The 17,828-nt window shown below is 55.9% G+C and carries 16 protein-coding genes; 8 read left to right on the top strand and 8 right to left on the bottom strand.

Annotated elements, in window-relative coordinates:
• Positions 1–55 precede the first annotated feature (55 nt).
• From AVO44_RS04055 to AVO44_RS04045, 3 genes are read right to left on the bottom strand one after another with little or no spacing between them, the layout of a single operon-like run.
• Positions 56–1,180 (bottom strand): ABC transporter permease, encoded by a 1,125-nt coding sequence (locus AVO44_RS04055; protein WP_068332965.1) that lies wholly within the window; start codon positions 1,178–1,180, stop codon positions 56–58.
• Positions 1,181–3,877: a ribosome-associated ATPase/putative transporter RbbA gene (gene rbbA / locus AVO44_RS04050; protein ID WP_068332963.1), complete on the bottom strand. Its 2,697-nt coding sequence runs from the start codon at positions 3,875–3,877 to the stop codon at positions 1,181–1,183.
• Positions 3,874–4,869: an HlyD family secretion protein gene (locus AVO44_RS04045; RefSeq protein WP_068332960.1), complete on the bottom strand. Its 996-nt coding sequence runs from the start codon at positions 4,867–4,869 to the stop codon at positions 3,874–3,876. The genes rbbA and AVO44_RS04045 overlap by 4 nt, the downstream gene beginning before the upstream one ends.
• A gap of 149 nt (positions 4,870–5,018) precedes the next feature.
• Here AVO44_RS04045 and AVO44_RS04040 point away from each other — a divergent pair, with 149 nt between their 5' ends.
• The 3 genes from AVO44_RS04040 (at position 5,019) to AVO44_RS04030 (ending at position 8,605) form a co-directional block, all read left to right on the top strand.
• The gene (locus AVO44_RS04040; RefSeq protein ID WP_068332957.1) at positions 5,019–6,005 is read left to right on the top strand and encodes a zinc-dependent alcohol dehydrogenase family protein; all 987 of its coding nucleotides are present in this window, start codon (positions 5,019–5,021) and stop codon (positions 6,003–6,005) included.
• A gap of 451 nt (positions 6,006–6,456) precedes the next feature.
• Positions 6,457–7,836: a pyridoxal phosphate-dependent decarboxylase family protein gene (locus AVO44_RS04035; RefSeq protein ID WP_233421913.1), complete on the top strand. Its 1,380-nt coding sequence runs from the start codon at positions 6,457–6,459 to the stop codon at positions 7,834–7,836.
• 313 nt (positions 7,837–8,149) lie between these two features.
• A complete protein-coding gene (locus AVO44_RS04030) occupies positions 8,150–8,605 on the top strand; it encodes a MarR family winged helix-turn-helix transcriptional regulator (RefSeq protein WP_068332954.1) in 456 nt (151 codons plus the stop codon).
• On the opposite strand, the gene maiA is transcribed toward AVO44_RS04030, so the two are convergent.
• Entirely contained in the window at positions 8,602–9,219 is a 618-nt protein-coding gene (maiA, locus tag AVO44_RS04025) for a maleylacetoacetate isomerase (protein WP_068332951.1), read from the bottom strand. The genes AVO44_RS04030 and maiA overlap by 4 nt on opposite strands.
• A complete protein-coding gene (locus AVO44_RS04020) occupies positions 9,220–9,657 on the bottom strand; it encodes a MarR family winged helix-turn-helix transcriptional regulator (protein ID WP_068332948.1) in 438 nt (145 codons plus the stop codon).
• A gap of 147 nt (positions 9,658–9,804) precedes the next feature.
• Here AVO44_RS04020 and hmgA point away from each other — a divergent pair, with 147 nt between their 5' ends.
• The 5 genes from hmgA (at position 9,805) to AVO44_RS03995 (ending at position 15,358) form a co-directional block, all read left to right on the top strand.
• Entirely contained in the window at positions 9,805–11,148 is a 1,344-nt protein-coding gene (gene hmgA, locus AVO44_RS04015) for a homogentisate 1,2-dioxygenase (RefSeq protein ID WP_068333979.1), read from the top strand.
• A gap of 55 nt (positions 11,149–11,203) precedes the next feature.
• Complete coding sequence (gene fahA / locus AVO44_RS04010; protein ID WP_068332944.1) at positions 11,204–12,460, top strand: fumarylacetoacetase; 1,257 nt, start codon at positions 11,204–11,206, stop codon at positions 12,458–12,460.
• 86 nt (positions 12,461–12,546) lie between these two features.
• Complete coding sequence (locus AVO44_RS04005) at positions 12,547–13,497, top strand: MBL fold metallo-hydrolase (RefSeq protein WP_068332941.1); 951 nt, start codon at positions 12,547–12,549, stop codon at positions 13,495–13,497.
• 42 nt (positions 13,498–13,539) lie between these two features.
• Positions 13,540–15,165, top strand: coding sequence for an FAD-dependent oxidoreductase (locus AVO44_RS04000; RefSeq protein WP_068332938.1), 1,626 nt, complete (start codon positions 13,540–13,542; stop codon positions 15,163–15,165).
• 4 nt (positions 15,166–15,169) lie between these two features.
• Entirely contained in the window at positions 15,170–15,358 is a 189-nt protein-coding gene (locus tag AVO44_RS03995; RefSeq protein WP_068332935.1) for a DUF2783 domain-containing protein, read from the top strand.
• A gap of 136 nt (positions 15,359–15,494) precedes the next feature.
• On the opposite strand, the gene AVO44_RS03990 is transcribed toward AVO44_RS03995, so the two are convergent.
• Genes AVO44_RS03990 through paaD form a run of 3 tightly spaced genes read right to left on the bottom strand, consistent with a single transcriptional unit; the run spans position 15,495 to position 17,827 of the window.
• The gene (locus tag AVO44_RS03990) at positions 15,495–16,265 is read right to left on the bottom strand and encodes a Phenylacetic acid catabolic protein (protein WP_068332931.1); all 771 of its coding nucleotides are present in this window, start codon (positions 16,263–16,265) and stop codon (positions 15,495–15,497) included.
• Positions 16,266–16,278: 13 nt separating this feature from the next.
• Positions 16,279–17,352: a 2Fe-2S iron-sulfur cluster-binding protein gene (locus tag AVO44_RS03985; protein ID WP_068332928.1), complete on the bottom strand. Its 1,074-nt coding sequence runs from the start codon at positions 17,350–17,352 to the stop codon at positions 16,279–16,281.
• A 13-nt stretch (positions 17,353–17,365) separates the two neighbouring features.
• A complete protein-coding gene (gene paaD / locus AVO44_RS03980; protein WP_068332924.1) occupies positions 17,366–17,827 on the bottom strand; it encodes a 1,2-phenylacetyl-CoA epoxidase subunit PaaD in 462 nt (153 codons plus the stop codon).
• Between the last annotated feature and the right edge of the window lies 1 nt (position 17,828).

The raw sequence follows: 17,828 nt of genomic DNA, 5'->3' as shown, positions 1-17,828 counted from the left end.
AAGCTGGACCGAGAGCTCAGCCCACTACGGAGCGCTCGCAGATCGTCGGATCATGTCAGCTCATACGGGCGATCGACCTACGAAACATGACCAGGCTTGTGATCAGCAAGGCCAGGCCCAATGCCGCCATCGACGCAAATTCCAGCCAGACGGTTTCAATCCCGGCGCCCTTGAAAACGATTGCCTGGCTGGCCGACATATAGTGGCGCGACGGAAGGAACAGCGTACCAGCCTGTAGCCAGGCAGGTTGACCTTCAACCGGCGTCTCGCCACCTGATAACATCAGCATGGGTAGGACAATCAGCATAACCAAAAGCGCAAACTGCGCCATTGACCGTGCGATGGTGGCAAGGAAAACCCCCAATGCGGTGGCTGTAAACAGAAAGAGGGCTGTACCTAACAGGAACAAGGGCTTCGATCCGGCAATGGTGATGTCCAACGCACCCTGCATGATAAAGACAAGCGACACCCCTGCCGCGATCAGCACAACCGCCGCATTGGCCCAGATTTTGGCCATTGCAATATCGAACGGGGCCAAGGGCAGCGCCAGAAGATGTTCTATCGTCCCTTGCTCTCGTTCCCGGATCATAGCAGCACCGGTCAGGATCGTCGTAAGCCACATGATCTGGCCGATCAGGGCCACGATACCCGCAAAACGCACTGTATCTCTGTTTGGGTTGAAGGCGCTTCGCAGGATAAGATCTACCGGAGGCGCGTCGACGAGATCGACACCGGCTGCGAAACGATAAATCTCGGCGCTCAGTATGTTGGTGATATAGCTGGCGCCAATGCCCGCCTGCTCCATGGCCGTGGCGTCGATCAGTACCTGGATCTCTGGTTGGCGCCGCGCGCGCAGGTCCTTCTCAAACCCCGGCGGTATGGCAACAACAAAGATAAAGCGCCCCGCATCCATATGCTCAGGGCCGGTCCCGGGTTCGATCTGAACAACCTGCTGGAATTCTGGCGGGAAAAACGCAGTGGAAAGCGTGCGGGAGAGCGGTGAGTTGTCCTCGTCCGCAAACGCGATCGAGGCATTGTTCACTGAACTTGCAACACCCGTCGCCTCCATGATCGGCGCCAGCGTGAACGACCAGACCAGCAACGCCATCATGACCCAATCACGGCGCAGGCTCATCATCTCTTTCAGGCCCAGCCAGAATATGCAGGAAATGCGCTGCATTCACTTCTCCTGCGCACGCAGGCAGAGGACGGCAATCAGCGTCAGCACCGGCCCGAAACAGGCCAGCGCCAGAATGTCCGGGGCAAGCGCCTCCCAACCCAGCCCCTTAGTAAATGCACCGACATTCAGGTGCAAAAAATAGGATGACGGCCAGAATGAGCCGATCACCTGCGCGCCCCCTTCAAGGGTTGAAACAGGCTGCAACAGGCCCGAGAACTGAATGGTTGGCACAACCGAGGCAATGGCCGTCGCAAATGTAGCGGCCACTTGACTGGAGGTCATGGTCGCAATCACCAATCCGTAGGATGTCGTCGCCCAGACATACAGGAACGCACCAATAGCCAAGGGAAAGGGGTCCCCCTTAAGTGGCACGCCAAAGATGAAAATCGTCATCCCGACCAAGAGCAGGAAATTTGCGTAGCCAATCACAATATATGGGATTTGCTTGCCGACCAGGAATTCAAGCCGCGTCGTTGGTGTGACGTAGAAATTAACGACCGATCCCAGTTCCCGCTCTCGCGCGACACTGACCGCCATCAGGACGGCTGGCAGCATGATAAGCAGGATTGCAGGCATCGCCGGGGCCATTGCAGCTATGCTTTCAAAGCTCTGATTGTAGCGAAACCGAGGTTCAATGCTGGCAATCTCAACCGGGGCTTTGCCAGTGTTGCGTGCCTGCTCATCCAGAAATGTCTGGTGCAGCCCGGCAACGTAACCTTCAACCGTCTCACCTTTGAACGGAATGGCCCCATCGACCGTGGCCAGGACGTTGGTTGTTTCTCCTGCCCGCAACTTGCGGCCAAAGTCAGGCGGCAACTCAATAACAAGCGAGGCGTCTCCGGCCTGCAACCGGCTACGTCCTTCCGCAGCGCTGTCCAGGGGAGGTGTGGGTTTGAAATAAGATGATCCTGCGAACTCTGCCGCATAGGCCCGGCTTTCGGGCCCCTGAGACAGGTCGAGAATTGCGAAATCAAGCTCATCAATGTCAAGCGTGATGCCAAAGCAAAAGACCAACATCAAAATTGCAGACCCAAGAAAGGCAAAGGCAAGCCGAACCGGGTCACGGGCAACTTCGACGGCCTCACGCCGCGTGTACGCAAAGGCGCAGCCAAAGCTTGCCCGTGCACGTTTGGTTTGGGCGCTCATCTTCACTTTTGGCGCAACAACTGGTGCTGGTTTTTCCTCTGCTTCAAGAATTGAAATGAATGCTTCTTCAAGGTTCTCCGCGCCCTCAGTGGCGATCAAGTCTGCTGGTGTGCCTTCTGCCAGAACCCGTCCCGCATGCATGAAGGAAACGCGGTCGCACCGCTCTGCTTCGGGCATGAAATGGGTGGACACAAATATCGTAACCGAATCTTCGCGCGCAAGCTGAACAAGCAAAGCCCAAAACGTATCTCGTGCCGCTGGGTCAACACCTGACGTTGGTTCATCCAGAATAAGCACACGCGGGCAATGGATAACGGCAACCGCCAGCGACAGGCGCTGCTTGATCCCAAGCGGCAACGCGGCCGCCAACGTATCGCGATGGGTGGTCAGTCCAAAACGATCCGTCAATTCCGCGATACGCTCCTCTCGGTCAGATAGGTCGAACACGCGGGCATGCAGCCGAAGATTCTGAAGCACCGACAATTCACCGTAAAGCGAGAAGGCCTGGCTCATGTATCCGATCTGCCGCCGCATTTCCCGATCGCGGGCGTCAACGGGCTTGCCGAAAAGCAGAGCCTCACCTGAACTGGCCGGCAGCAAACCTGTCAGCATCTTCATCGTTGTGGATTTGCCGCATCCATTCGATCCGAGGAACCCGAAAATCTCGCCCCGCTTAATCGAGAAATCCACGCTGTCGACAGCCGTGAAATCGCCAAAGCGCCGTGTCAGCCCGCGCGCGGTGATCACCGGGTCTGTTTCAATCTGGCGGGCTGGACTTTCATGCAACGTAATGGCAGGTGCGCCTTGTGCCTGCAATCGTCGATACGCGGTTTCCAGGTCCTTTTCGTTCCCCTTCAACGTGCCCGGTTGTCCTTGAAAGATGACCCGGCCAGCGTCCATCGCGACGATCCAGTCAAAACTCTCTGCTTCTTCCATGTAGGCAGTCGACACCAGAACCGAGAGCTTTGGGTTTTCGGACCGGATCGCGTCTATCAAAGCCCAGAACTGTCGCCGCGACAGCGGATCAACCCCGGTTGTCGGCTCGTCCAAGACCAGAAGTTTCGGGTCATGAATCAGTGCGCAACACAAGCCCAGCTTCTGTTTCATCCCGCCAGAGAGTTTGCCCATCAGGCGATCCTCAAAAGGCGCAAGTCCGGTTGCTGATAGCAACGCCTCAATCCGGGCATCACGCTCATCCTGCCCTTGGCTGAAAAGGCCCGAAAAGAACTCCAGATTCTCGCGTATCGAAAGCTCAGAATAGAGGTTGCGCCCCAACCCTTGCGGCATGAATGCGATTGCCGGACAAATGCGGCGGCGATGTGCGGGTGCGTCTATTGATCCGCCCAGAACGTCGATTGACCCCGATTGCAGCTTTTTTGCGCCGGTAATCAAGCTAAGCAAAGTGGATTTCCCGACCCCGTCCGGCCCGATGAAACCAACAAGCTTGCCGGTCGGAATATTCAGGGAAATAGACTCTAATGCAATTTGCTTTCGATATCTGTGCGTGACATCGGCAACGTGGATTTCCAACGCAGTGACCTTGGCGTTCATTCGAACAGCTCTTGAGGTATGCGCCGTTCAAGGGCTTCGGGCCAGGCGCTGCTCTGGTCGACCCGGATCACGGCTACGCCGCGAAGACCGGTTTTGACATGCTCAATCCGGCTTTCGACCAGATCCTCAGGTATGCGAACGCGGACGCGAAACACCAGTTGCTCGCGTTCATCCAGAGTTTCAACTTGTTTCGGTGTAAACTGCGCTTCGGGTGAGACAAAACTGACAAATGCAGGTATCGCATAGTCCGGCAACGCATCGAGCACGATCCGCGCCTCGGTTCCGATAGGCAAAAGTCCGGCTTCGCGAGCTGGAAGAAATACCTCCATGTACACCTTCTGGAGGCTGAGAAGAGTCAGGATCGGCTCACCCGCGCCGACAACTTCACCGGGCTCTGCAAGACGATAAAGCACGCGACCGGGCATCGGTGCCAGCAGGAGGCTATCTTCGATCTGCGCCTCGATCCGGCGCACTTCGGCCTCAGAGGCTGCAATACGGCTTTCTGCGGTTGCCACACGGGCCTTGGCCGCTCCCAATACAGCCTCAGCAACCTGATGAATGGTCTCACGTTCTTCAAAAACGGTTTCAGAGATGTTCTGCCCGGCCAGCAACGCCGTTGCGCGATCCAGCTCCTGCTCGGCCCGGCGCTGTTCACTCTGACGTTGCAGAACAAGCGCCTCGGCTTCTGCCTTGGTCTGACGCGCCAACGCCACCTCGGCCTTGGCCCTGTCCAATGCCGCCGACAATTCATCAACATCCATCTCGGCCAGAATGTCCCCGGTGGCGACCATATCACCTTCGGCCGCCAATACATTCACGACACGTCCCGCGATCGTGGGGGCGATCTCAACCTGCTCGGCCTCGATCCGTCCGTTTCCCTGAACGAAACCCTCCGGCAACTGGTCACCATTCGTGGAAATGACGGCATACATTATACCGCCCGTAATCACGAGCGCAGCCAGAGCAAAATAAATAAGCGAACTCTGCTTCATAGCTTTTCCAGGTGGTTGATTTTGACAAGACCCTAACGTGCGGCCAAATCGACGGCTTTGCGATGGATCAAGCCTGAATCCTGTGGCCTCGTGCTATGGTGAATTGGGGTTAAGTTGAGGTTGAGCGGTCATTCACGGGGAGCACTAGGATGACACTTGCAATGGTCTTTACGGGCGATGGCAGCACGCTTCGTCAAGAAAACATCGAACTTCCCACAACTGGTCCCCATGATGTACTCATCCGGATTGAGGCCTGCGGTGTCTGCCGCACTGACTTGCACATCCTAGATGGTGACCTGACACACCCCGAGCTTCCATTGGTTCCTGGGCATGAAATTGTCGGGCGCATCCTGCGCAAAGGCGAAGCGGTCACGGATTTGAAAATCGGCCAGCGTGTCGGCGTACCTTGGCTTGGTTCAACATGTGGGCAGTGCCGTTATTGCCGGGACGCGCAGGAAAACCTGTGTGATGCGCCGCTCTTTACCGGCTACACGCGGAACGGCGGTTTTGCCGAAGCGTGCGTGGCCGATGCGCGATATGTTTTTGCGTTGCCGGAGTCCGCTGATCCGGTTGCGCTGGCACCGCTGCTGTGTGCAGGTCTGATCGGGTTTCGCAGTCTACGTATGGCGGGCGATGCACAGGAAATCGGGTTCTACGGTTTCGGCGCCGCGGCGCATATCCTGGCACAACTGGCAATCTGGCAAGGCAGAACTGTCTATGCGTTGACCCGGCCCGGGGATGTTGAAGCACAAAGCTTTGCGCGCAACCTCGGGGCGGTATGGGCAGGCGATTCCGACCAACTGCCTCCAAAAGAGCTGGATACCGCGATAATTTTCGCACCCGTCGGCGCGCTTGTTCCAATTGCTCTCAGAGCCGTCCGAAAAGGAGGTCGGGTCGTTTGCGGAGGCATCCACATGAGCGATATCCCTGCCTTTCCATACCGCGATCTGTGGGGTGAACGACATGTCCTGTCGGTCGCGAACCTGACCCGACAAGATGGGGAAGAGTTTTTTTCCCTCGTCGAAGCGGCGGGCATTCGAACGCAGACGCAACAATATCCGTTGATCGACGCCAACATAGCAATCGACGATCTGCGTGCGGGGCGCTTGCAGGGGGCAGCGGTCTTGGTGCCCTGACCCTACTTACAAACAATTTCTCGAGTGTTGAAACCGCAGATACAAAAGACCTACACGTATTGCTTCTTCCTGACTTTTTGTTTGCGTCCCTTAAAACCGGTTTACCCTTGTTCTCTGAAAGGCCGCAGTTCCACATCGAATGACCAAATGGATCGGTATTAATGCGCGGTATGAGAGACCTCTTCCGCAATAACGTTCGGTTTGGGGACCTTGCCCGATACCGGACACTGCCGCCCGGATGATGCGCCGCAGTGTCCGGTATCGAGTCCGACTTCATCACAAGTACTTAAACGCCGGGTGCTTAGCATGAGTTTGCTTCTGGGCTTTTCCCTTCGCAGAAACAAAAAGTGGAAAACAGAATTCGCGCAACTCAGCCGAAACACGGTATTCAATACCCGCCATCGCCTGATCTGCTATCAAGACCGTAGCGTTTTCAGAAAGGAAGTGCACAATGCAAGGGCCTAAATTGGAAGAACAGCAGCTACTCAGCGATGCAGAGGCCAGAGCCGCGCGCTACATTTCCAAAGTGGAAGACATGCCTGTTTTTCCCGACAGCGCTTCTTTGCAGCAACTTGCGCGGTTTGACGAACCTTTGCCCGATGGCGCTGGATCCGCGAAAGACACACTTGCGCTGCTGGATGAAACCGGCTCAGCAGCGACTACGGTATCAAACGGACCCCGGTATTTCGGCTTTGTGATCGGCGCAACGCTACCAATCGCCGCCGCCGCACAGCGTCTTGCTTTGGCTTGGGATCAATGCGCGTCCTCTCAGGTAAATTCGCCGGTTGCCGACAAGATTGAGAAGGTGGCCGCGCAGTGGTTGCTCGAAATTCTGGACCTGCCGCGCGAAAGCGGTGTGGCGTTTGGAACATCGGCAACCGCCAGTACGCTTGTCTGCCTCAGCGTCGCGCGGCGCGAGTTGTTGAATAAATGCGGGTGGGATTTTGATGCCATGGGGTTGCAGGGCGCGCCGGAAATCAAGGTTGTCGTATCTGAATTGGCACATATTACCGTTCTCAAGGCCTTGAGAATTCTTGGTTTCGGCCAAGCCCGTCTGATCAAGGCACCAGTTGACAACGCTGGTCGCATCGATCCGGCAAGACTCCCTGCATTGGATGCGCAGACCATTTTGTGCCTACAGGCGGGCGAGGTTAATACAGGCAGCTTTGATCCCTTTGCTCCACTGATTGAAAAAGCGAAACAAGCCGACGCATGGGTGCATGTTGATGGTGCCTTTGGGTTGTGGGCGCGCGCGGCTCCGGCAAAACGTGAACTTACCACTGGTGTCGACGGTGCGGATAGTTGGACGACTGACGGCCACAAATGGCTCAATACCCCGTATGACGGTGCTGCTGGCATTTGTCGTGACCGCGATGCAATGGCGGCTGCCATGAACAGTGACGCGGTGTATTCCACTGCATCGCCCGAGAGTCAGAAGAACCTTGGCATCGAGTTTTCCCGCAGTGCCCGCGGCATACCGATTTGGGCAGTGTTGCGCACTTTGGGTCGCACCGGCGTTGCGGACCTGATCGAAAGGCACTGCGCGATGGCTGACCGCGTCGCACAGGCTCTGCCCTCTCTTGGGTTTGAACTGCTGTGCGACCCAGTATTGAATCAGGTTCTTTTCCGTTGTGCCACTGTGGACCAGACCAAAGAGCTTCAGCAACTGGTGGAACGCTCGGGCAAGGTGTGGTTCGGCACCACAGTCTGGAACGGAAAGCCAGCGCTCCGGATAAGCGTATCCTCCTGGCGCACCAGCGATGAGGATATCGATATTCTGTTGAACACGCTGCAATCGGCGCGTGAGAGCTTGGAAACTGTCAATCCATAGTACCTACGCGGCGTGTCAGTTGGGCAGAGGCTTCCCCGTCGGCCATCGCGTGGCCGGCTACCCTATTGCGTTGGATGTAGATCACCCTATCCGTTGTCACAGTGTTCTCTCCCAGAATCCGGGTCAAACTTAACGACCATGACACTGACATAACTCAAAGAACTCTTATACTTACAAGAGGCGTGGCGCCGGTAGAGCTTTGGCAAACTGATCGGGATCAACCGCACAATCATCAACATTTCGATTTCAATTTGATTCAGATCATCTCGTTGCATATGCAACGAGATATGATGTCGGTAAACGAGGCATTCCAATGAAGCTTGAAACATATTTCCCCTATCAGCTTGCATCGACTGCCGAAGCGTTTTCGCGCCAGCTTGTTCAGGTCTATGGCCGCACTTTCGGTTTATCGCGTGAAGAATGGCGATTATTGTTCTTGCTGGCCAGCGCCGGTCAGTTGAGCTCACTGCAACTGGCGCAGCGTACCACGTTGGACAAGGTGCAGGTCAGCCGCGCTGCGACACGACTTGAGAACAAAGGCCTGATTGCCCGTGCCGTGGCAGATAATGACCGGCGGTTGCGCCAGTACACTTGTACAAAGGCGGGAAGATCGCTTTTCAACCAAGTTTTTCCGGCCGTTCAGAGCTGTGCTGACGCGATCCTGGAGCACATGAGCGATGAAGACATAAGCAAGCTAAAAGAAGGGCTTCGCGCGCTTCAACGGGCTGTTGTTGAATATGGGCAGGATAAGGTAAAAATGGACGGTTAGTGCGGGCTGTTATCGGGATGAGCATCCTGAAAGGCCGGAATCTGATCTAAACTTTCCTTGATCCGCGCAATCTTGGGAAGACCAGCCAGATCAACACCCCACCGTTGCGCATTGTAAAGCTGCGGCATCAGGCAAACATCGGCCAGCGTTACACGGTCACCGAAAGAATACCTGCCGCCCTGAAGCATGGCTTCGTAAGCCATCAGCCCTTCACCGATAAAATGCTGCATCCAACCTTCCATCGTGATCTGTTTTTCTGATTTTTCGACGGCCCATTTCGCAACCCGTAGATTACAAACCGGATGGATTTCCATCGCCACCGCGTAAGACAAAGCGCGCACCTCAGCACGGTTCACGGGGTCCAAAGGTAAAAGGCCAAGGCCTCTGGTCTCGTCAATGTATTCGATCTGTGCCAGAGACTGGGTGAAGCTGTGCCCATCTATTTCCAGCACTGGCACAAGGCCCTGAGGATTTCTGGCCAGATGTGCCTCGGAACGCTGCTCTGCATTTAGCAGATCTACGATGACGGTTTCCCAATTCTCGCCGGCAAGGCCAAGGACGATCCGAACGCGATAGCTGGCCGATGAGCGCCAATAGTCATAAAGTTTGATCATTCAATCTTCCAACAGCAAATCGAGCGCCTCATTCAGGGTCGCCTCGGATGCACCAAGTTTGTTTTCGAGGCTGGATTGAAACGACAACGCGATTGGGACCAGTTGGCTTAGAAGGTCAGCGCCTTTTTCTGTCAGATCGAGCTTGACCAACCGCCGGTCATCGGGATCTTCGACCTTTGTAATCAGGCCGCGGGCTTCAAGGCGTGCCGCTGCCCGACTGACCTTGGACTTTTCCAGACTGACCCTTTTCTCGATGTCCCGAACTGACGGGTTTTCCGCATATCCTACATTCACAAGAACGCGCCATTCGGGGTTCGAAATGCCAAATTCGTGCTTATAGTGCTGCGCCATTTCCGCGCTCAAACGCGCGGCCAAAACAGTAAACCGGTACGGCAAAAACCGTTCCAAATCGAATTCTGGCAAGTCCTTGGTGCTCATGCATCGATATCCTTTCGAAGCTATTGAAGTCAGAAATTCGTTGCATCTGCAACAAAAATATTGACAACGTTGCAAATGCAACAAATATTTACCGCAAGCTCAAAATCTACCGAATCGAGTGAGTGGGAGATCCAGATGAACGAACTCATGAAACACAGCGGATTGACTGTCGCCGATGATGGAAACGCTATTTCCAAGGGCTACATGCCCGGTTGGGCAAATGATTTTGAGACCGAGGCCCTGCCCGGCGCATTGCCAATCGGAATGAACAGCCCGCAAAGATGTAACTATGGCCTGTACGGCGAACAACTCAGCGGTACGGCTTTTACCGCCAATCCGCCTGAGCGCACCTGGTGCTATCGCATTCGCCCATCGGTCAAGCACTCGCATCGATACGAAAAGATTGACCTGCCCTATTGGAAATCGGCCCCCTGTATTGATCCGGATGTCATTTCTTTGGGTCAGTACCGGTGGGACCCGGTAGAACACACGGATAAGCCGCTGACCTGGGTGACAGGCATGCGCACAATGACCACGGCAGGCGATGTGAACACGCAGGTGGGCATGGCCAGCCATGTCTATCTGGTCAACACGTCTATGGTGGACGACTATTTCTTCTCGGCCGATTCCGAGCTGCTGGTTGTTCCGCAGGAAGGCCGCCTGCGCTTTGCGACCGAGCTGGGGATTATTGACGTAGAACCGAAAGAGATAGCGATAATCCCGCGCGGCCTTGTCTACCGGGTCGAGGTGCTGGAAGGTCCTTGCCGGGGTTTTGTCTGCGAGAACTACGGCCAGAAATTCGAACTTCCCGGTCGCGGCCCGATCGGGGCCAACTGCATGGCCAACCCGCGCGATTTCAAGGCCCCGGTGGCCGCTTATGAAGACCGCGAAGTCCCCTCGACCGTGACAATGAAGTGGTGCGGCCAGTTCCACGTCACCAAGATCAATCAAAGCCCGCTGGACGTCGTGGCCTGGCACGGTAATTATGCGCCGTACAAATACGATCTGCGTGCCTATTGCCCGGTCGGAGCGATCCTTTTTGACCATCCGGACCCGTCGATCTTTACCGTCCTCACCGCGCCTTCGGGCCATCCCGGCACAGCCAATATTGACTTTGTCCTATTTCGTGAGCGCTGGATGGTGATGGAAGACACTTTCCGCCCGCCATGGTACCACAAGAACATCATGTCCGAGTTGATGGGCAATATATACGGCCAGTATGACGCGAAACCTCAGGGCTTCGTTCCGGGCGGTATGAGCCTTCACAACATGATGCTTCCACATGGGCCGGACAAAGAAGCCTTTGAGAAGGCATCAAATGCCAATCTAGGGCCGGACAAGCTCGACAACACCATGTCGTTCATGTTCGAAACGCGCTTCCCGCAGCACCTCACCGGGTTTGCTGCGAAAGAGGCGCCGCTTCAGGACGATTACATCGATTGCTGGACGGATATTGAAAAGAAATTCGACGGCACGCCCGGAAAGAAGTGATGCAACATGACGGCATCGAAGAGTCCCGCTCTCGTGCTAAAAGTCAGGAAATATAATGCCTTTGATGAAATCCTGGTTGACCTCAGCCAATGATGCGGCCCATCCTTTTCCCCTGAACAACCTGCCCTATGGGGTGTTTTCGACCGAAGGTGCCGAGCCGCGTTGCGGTGTGGCCATTGGCGACATGATCCTGGACGTCTGCGCTGCCGAGGCCGAAGGTCTGATTGCGCTGAGCGACGAACCCCTGTTCGATCTGCCCTTCTGGAACCCGTTGATGGAAGAAGGCCCGGCTGTCTGGACCGCGTTGCGAGACCGGCTGACAAGCCTGTTGGCAGAAGGCTCGGAAGACCAAACTAGAGTTGAGCCCTTGCTTGTCGCACAAGACGATGCCGAGATGCATATGCCCTTCGCGGTCAGCGAATACACTGATTTCTACGCGGGTCGTCATCACGCCCAGAATGTCGGCACAATGTTTCGCGGTCCGGAAAACGCGCTGCCGCCAAACTGGCTGCATATACCGATCGGCTACAACGGGCGAGCCTCATCGGTGGTTGTCTCGGACACGGATATTCGCCGGCCTTGGGGTCAGTTGAAGGGACCAAACGACGCACTGCCCCGATTTGCTCCGTCGCAGCGGTTCGACATTGAACTTGAGATGGGCGCCATCGTTGGTACCCCGTCTGATGGTCCGATCTCGGTTCAGCAAGCCGACGACAACATCTTTGGATACGTGCTGCTGAACGACTGGTCCGCCCGTGACATTCAGGCCTGGGAATACCAGCCGCTGGGGCCGTTTCAAGCCAAGGCCACCGCAACCTCAATCAGCCCCTGGATCGTGACCAAAGCTGCGCTTGAGCCGTTCCGCTGCGACACCCCTGCGCGGGAGTTCGAGTTGCTGGATCACCTGCAAGATTGCGGCCCGATGCTGTATGACATCGACCTGTCGATCACGATAGCCCCCAAGGGAAAGGCAGCGACAACCATTGCCCGGACCAACTATAATGAAATGTATTACTCGGCGGCGCAGCAATTGGCCCATCACACCACATCCGGCTGCCCGATGAATACCGGCGATCTGCTGGGCTCCGGCACGATTTCCGGCCCGGAAAAGCAAAACCGGGGGTCCCTTCTGGAACTCAGCTGGGGAGGCAAGGAGCCGATTACACTCGACACCGGCGAGACCCGCAGCTTCATCGAAGACGGCGATACCCTGACCCTGTCAGGCGCAGCCAAAGGCGATGGCTACACAATCGGGTTCGGTGACTGCACAGGGCAGGTTCTGCCGGCGCTCGACGATCCATACGGCAGATGACGGTCTGATTATACGCGTTTCAAGAATACCCACGCCGGAGGCTTCGCGATCCAACCACCGGCGCAACGTCAGAAGGATAAAACCACATGGCAAAGGCATTTGCGTCGCAAGGCGACCTGACCGAAAAGAAAATCACCTTTGATGAGATCGGCGATGGCCTGTGGGCCTTTACTGCCGAAGGCGACCCGAACTCGGGCGTCATCATCGGCGATGACAGCGTCATGATTGTCGAAGCTCAGGCCACCCCACGTCTGGCAAATAAAGTGATCGAGAAGGTGCGCGAGGTTACCGACAAGCCGATCAGCCACCTCGTGCTGACTCACTACCACGCAGTGCGCGTACTGGGGGCCTCGGCCTACAACGCACAGCAAGTGATCATGTCCGATGTTGCCCGTTCGATGGTTGTTGAGCGCGGGCAGGAAGACTGGGACAGCGAATTTCAACGCTTCCCGCGCCTGTTTGAGGGCCATGAAAGCATTCCGGGTCTGACCTACCCGACCACCACCTTCAGCGACAGCATGACTGTCTATCTCGGCAACCGCCGCGTCGATATCAAACAGATCGGCCGCGCCCATACGGCAGGCGATGCAGTGATCCATGTGCCCGACCAGAATGTTATGTTTACCGGCGATATCGTCGAGGACCATTCGGCCTGCTATTGCGGCGACGGTTACTTTTCAGATTGGGGTCAGACGCTGGACAATATCAAAGCCTATGACGTCGACGCCATTGCCCCGGGCCGCGGCGGTGCGCTGATCGGCAAAGAGGCGGTCGAGCGCGCGATCGAAAGCACCCGCGACTTCGTCAATTCAACCTATGAACCCGCCAAGAAGGTGGCCATGAAAGGCGGCAGTCTGAAAGACGCTTGGGACGCGGTCCGCGATGCCTGCGACCCCAAGTTCAAAGACTACGCCATCTACGAACACTGCCTGCCGTTCAACGTCTCGCGCGCATATGACGAAGCGCGCGGTATCTGGCACCCACGCATCTGGACCGACAAACGGGATCTCGAAATGTGGGAACAACTGCAAGGGTGATCCCAGATCATCTCAGCCATATTCTGCAAGGTAGGTACGACGATGTTTCAAGACCGATATTCCCTCGCCTTCAAGCTTTACCCGTATAAAAAGTCCAAGGATCAGGACAAGCCTGATGCGGTGCGACACCCGGTCGTCATCGTTGGTGGTGGCCCTATCGGTCTGGCCACAGCGCTTGATCTCGGTCGGCAGGGCATCCCGGCATTGGTTCTGGACGACCACGAAGGAATAGGCATGGGCAGCCGTGCCATCTGCTTTGCCAAGCGGACGTTGGAAATCGCAGACCGCTATGGTTGCGGCGCACCCATGCTCGACAAAGGAGTGGTCTGGAACGTCGGAAAAGTATTTCAGGATGACCGGCAGGTTTACGAATTCAACCTGTTGCCCGAATCCGGACATCGCAACCCTGCATTCATCAACCTTCAGCAGCCATACTTTGAAAAGTTCATTTTCGACGCCATTTGCACTGAACAGGAACGAGGCGCACCGATCGAGATCCGTGGCAAGAACCGGGTCGATGCCATAGATGTGAAAGACGACCATGTCGTTCTTTCCGTCGACACCCCAGACGGGGCATATCAGCTTGAGGCGGACTGGATGATCGCCTGCGATGGCGCTGGTTCCCCAACGCGTGACATGCTTGGTCTGGGTTTTGAAGGCCGGGTGTTTCAGGACAGTTTCCTGATTGCCGACATCAAGATGAAGAGTACCGAGTTTCCTACAGAACGCTGGTTCTGGTTCGAACCATACTTCAAGTCCGGCGCCTCGACCCTTCTGCACAAACAACCCGACGACGTATGGCGCGTTGACTTCCAGATCGGCTGGGATGTCGACCGCAAAGAGGAACTGAAAGAGGAAAACATCCGCAGGCGGCTGGATGCGATGCTGGGCGATGATGTTGACTATGAAATGGTCTGGTCGTCTATTTACACCTTCCAGTGCCGCCGCATGGACAAGTTCCGCCATGGGCGTGTTCTGTTCGCTGGTGATGCCGCGCATCAAGTGTCGCCCTTCGGTGCGCGTGGCGCGAATTCCGGGTTTCAGGACGTCGATAACCTTGGTTGGAAGCTTGGGCTTGTGATCTCGGGCAAAGCCCCGGAAAGTCTGCTGGACACCTATGATGACGAACGGATTTACGGCGCGGATGAAAACATCCTGAATTCGACCCGATCAACCGATTTCATCACTCCGAAATCAAAGGTGAGCAAGAATTTTCGGGATGCTGTCCTCAATCTTGCAGAACGCTATACATTTGCGCGGCCTCTGGTGAATTCGGGACGTTTGTCAGTGCCTTGCACCTATGATCACTCGCCATTGAATGGTGCAGACGATCTTCCCGGAGGTCCTGTTACGTCCCGGGTGGGGTCTCCATGCAAAGACGCGCCGGTTGGTCATGGCTTCCTGCTTGATCAGCTTGGAAATGACTTTGCAATTTTGGCGATCAACACCGATGTCCCGAACAGCGTCGATATCGACGGGATCAACGTCAGAAGCGTATCCCTGAACACCACTGATGATCTTACTGGCGCTCTGGCGGAACGCTACCTTGGTTCGGAGAGCCAGGCGGTGTATCTCATCCGCCCTGATCAGCATGTCACGGCGCGCTGGCGTGAATACGACGAGGATGCACTGCGTTCAGCAGTCCGGAAAGCCTGCGGAAAGGAATAAGCCGATGCCCCTGATTACTGAACCCAACCTGTATTCACCGGATGATTTTTACGCAGACCTCATTGCCGCGCATGAAGGGTTGTCGGATGAGGAAAGCGAGGCGCTGAACTCTCGTCTCATCCTTATCCTGTCCAATCACATCGGAGAGCGGGAAACACTGAAACAGGCGCTGGAGGCTGCAAAGAAAAGCTGACCTCTTTTCGATTTGCCCGTCAATTTTCGCACAGAAACACCCCCGAGCCCGAGGGTAGGAAGGCACCGCCTTTCTGTATTTCCTGCGTAATCGGGCCTGTCGTCTTAGTTTGCGGACTGGCCCGAGTCCTATCTGTTCATACGTTCTGTTCGGGCGTTTTCATTCGCAAGCTCTTTAGCGTTTCAGCCATTGTCTGGCTCCAGCGATCTCGCAAGGAACTGTTTTTATTCCGCCGCAGGCCAAGAGATTTCAAAAACTCGAACCGTTTCGGATCGTCGCCTCCGAAAGACACTGCGACGCGAGGCCACCAGTAGTTCACCGAGTCCTGCATATGCTGGTCTTCGCCGTTTTCGATCAGCTTCGTCGCGCCTTCCAGGGCCAAATCGCCGTGGTGCGCTTCGTTTGGGGCAATCGAACGGAACGCTTCGGCCAGGGGTTGATAGGAAATCGTTGAGTACTCGGCCAATTGTTCAGCTACGGCTCGGCTCATGAGTAAGTTCATGATCACAGCGTCCGTCCAGCCCGAGAAAGGATAGTTGAATACGGCCAAACGCATGTCATGCTCGGAACGTGTCGCTCCGATATCCGCATCGCGGCCTAGCCGCGCCGTCCAGGGATGATGGTTGGCGTACCGGTCCGTGTCTGCTCCGAACTCTCCCATGATGTTCAGAACACGGTGTGCATGGTCCGTTTTCTCAAGCACGATCTTGGCCGCAGCGATACGTTCTTTGATCCCCGGCCCAAGATTTATGATGTCAGCAAAGCCTGCAGCCCCGGCCAGTTCGCTGTCTACAAAAGTTGCCATCAGTTTCATCAGCTCAGCGCGATAACGCGGCGGTACATTCGACGGGTTGGTCAGCACGCCACCTGCGGCAAGATAGCTGTCGAGGGTCATAGTGTCGGTCATGTCGGCCTCTCCTCTACTGATCATAATCCACGACCACGCGGTCTGTTACGGGATAGGCCTGGCAGCTCAGCACATAGCCTTTCTCAACTTCGTAGTCTTCAAGCGCGTGATTGGCGATCATCTCGACCTCTCCTTCCAGCACCTTGCAGCGACAGGTCGAACATACACCCGCCTTGCAGGCATAAGGAGCATCCATTGCATTTTCCAAAGCGGCATCCAGAATGGACAGGTTCTTGGGAATCGTCAGCGACTGCGTAGACCCATCCAGCGTAATGGATGCATTGGTCTGATTGTCTTTCCTGTCAGCATCCGCCGAACTTGTCTTGCGTTTTGCGCGACCCGGCTGAGCGCTGGCAAACAGTTCGAATTTGATCTGACTGTCATCAAGCCCGTGTTCGCGAAGGGCTGCGGCAATGCCCAGCATCATCGGCTCGGGGCCACAGATAAAGGCCGTGTCGACGTTGTCGATATCGACCCAGTGTTTGAACAATTCTGCGCATTTTTCCTGTGTGACCAACCCTGTGAAAAGGTCGATGTCCTGCGCATCGGTCTCAAGAATATGGATCACGTTGAAACGACCCATGTAGAGGTTCTTTAGGTCCTCCAGCTCTTCCCGGAACATGATAGTGTTGATGCCTTTATTGGCATAGATCAGCGTAAACTGTGATTGGGGTTCCCGCGCGAGGGTCGTTTTGAGGATCGACAAAACAGGTGTGACGCCCGAACCTCCGGCAAAACCAAGATACTTCTTTTCGGCGCTCGCATCGATCGGAGCGTGGAAACTGCCCATCGGCGGCATGGCCTGTACGATATCTCCGACGCTCAGTTCTGTGTTTGCCCAGCCTGAGAAAGCCCCGCCCTCGACCCGCTTGATGCCGACCTGCAATACGCCATCGTCTTTGCCCGCACAGATCGAGTAGGACCGGCGCAGTTCCTCGCCATCAAAATCGCGGCGGAATGTCAGGTATTGACCAGCGGTGAAATCAAATTCTTCCGCCGCACCGTTCACGGGCTCCAGCGTCAAAACCACCGCATCACGGATCGTTTTGTGGATATCGGTGACCTTCAGGTCGTGGAAACGTGCCATCCGGTGCTCCTCCTCAGATGCACTTGAAATAGTCGAAAGGTTCAAGACAGTCGGTACACCGCCAGTGCGCCTTGCACGGGGTCGAGCCGAACTGGCTGACCTTCTCAACCGCCTTGCTGCCGCAATGTGGGCAACGTTCCGGACCGCCCGCCGGTTGCGGCGGGGCGATGCCATATTCTTCAAGCCGTGCGCGGCCTTTTTCACTCAGCCAATCGGTCGTCCACGCGGGTGAGATACTGGTTTCGATCCGCAGATCCTTTATCCCGTGATCCCGCAGCGCCGTTTCGATGTCCATGCTGATTACGGACGTCGCCGGGCAGCCGGAATAGGTCGGTGTGACCGACACCTTCAACGTGCCACCATCCCAGCAGACATCGCGCACAATACCCAGATCAACCACTGAGATGACCGGAATTTCGGGGTCCGGAACGGCATCCAGCCATTCCCAGATCTTGTCTGTCGGCACCTGGTTCATT

The sequence above is a fragment of the Ruegeria profundi genome, from assembly GCF_001507545.1.
Classification (GTDB): Bacteria; Pseudomonadota; Alphaproteobacteria; order Rhodobacterales; family Rhodobacteraceae; genus Ruegeria; species Ruegeria profundi.
Note: the sequence above shows the minus strand (reverse complement) of the source record. Positions and strands in the feature narration are given on the sequence as shown.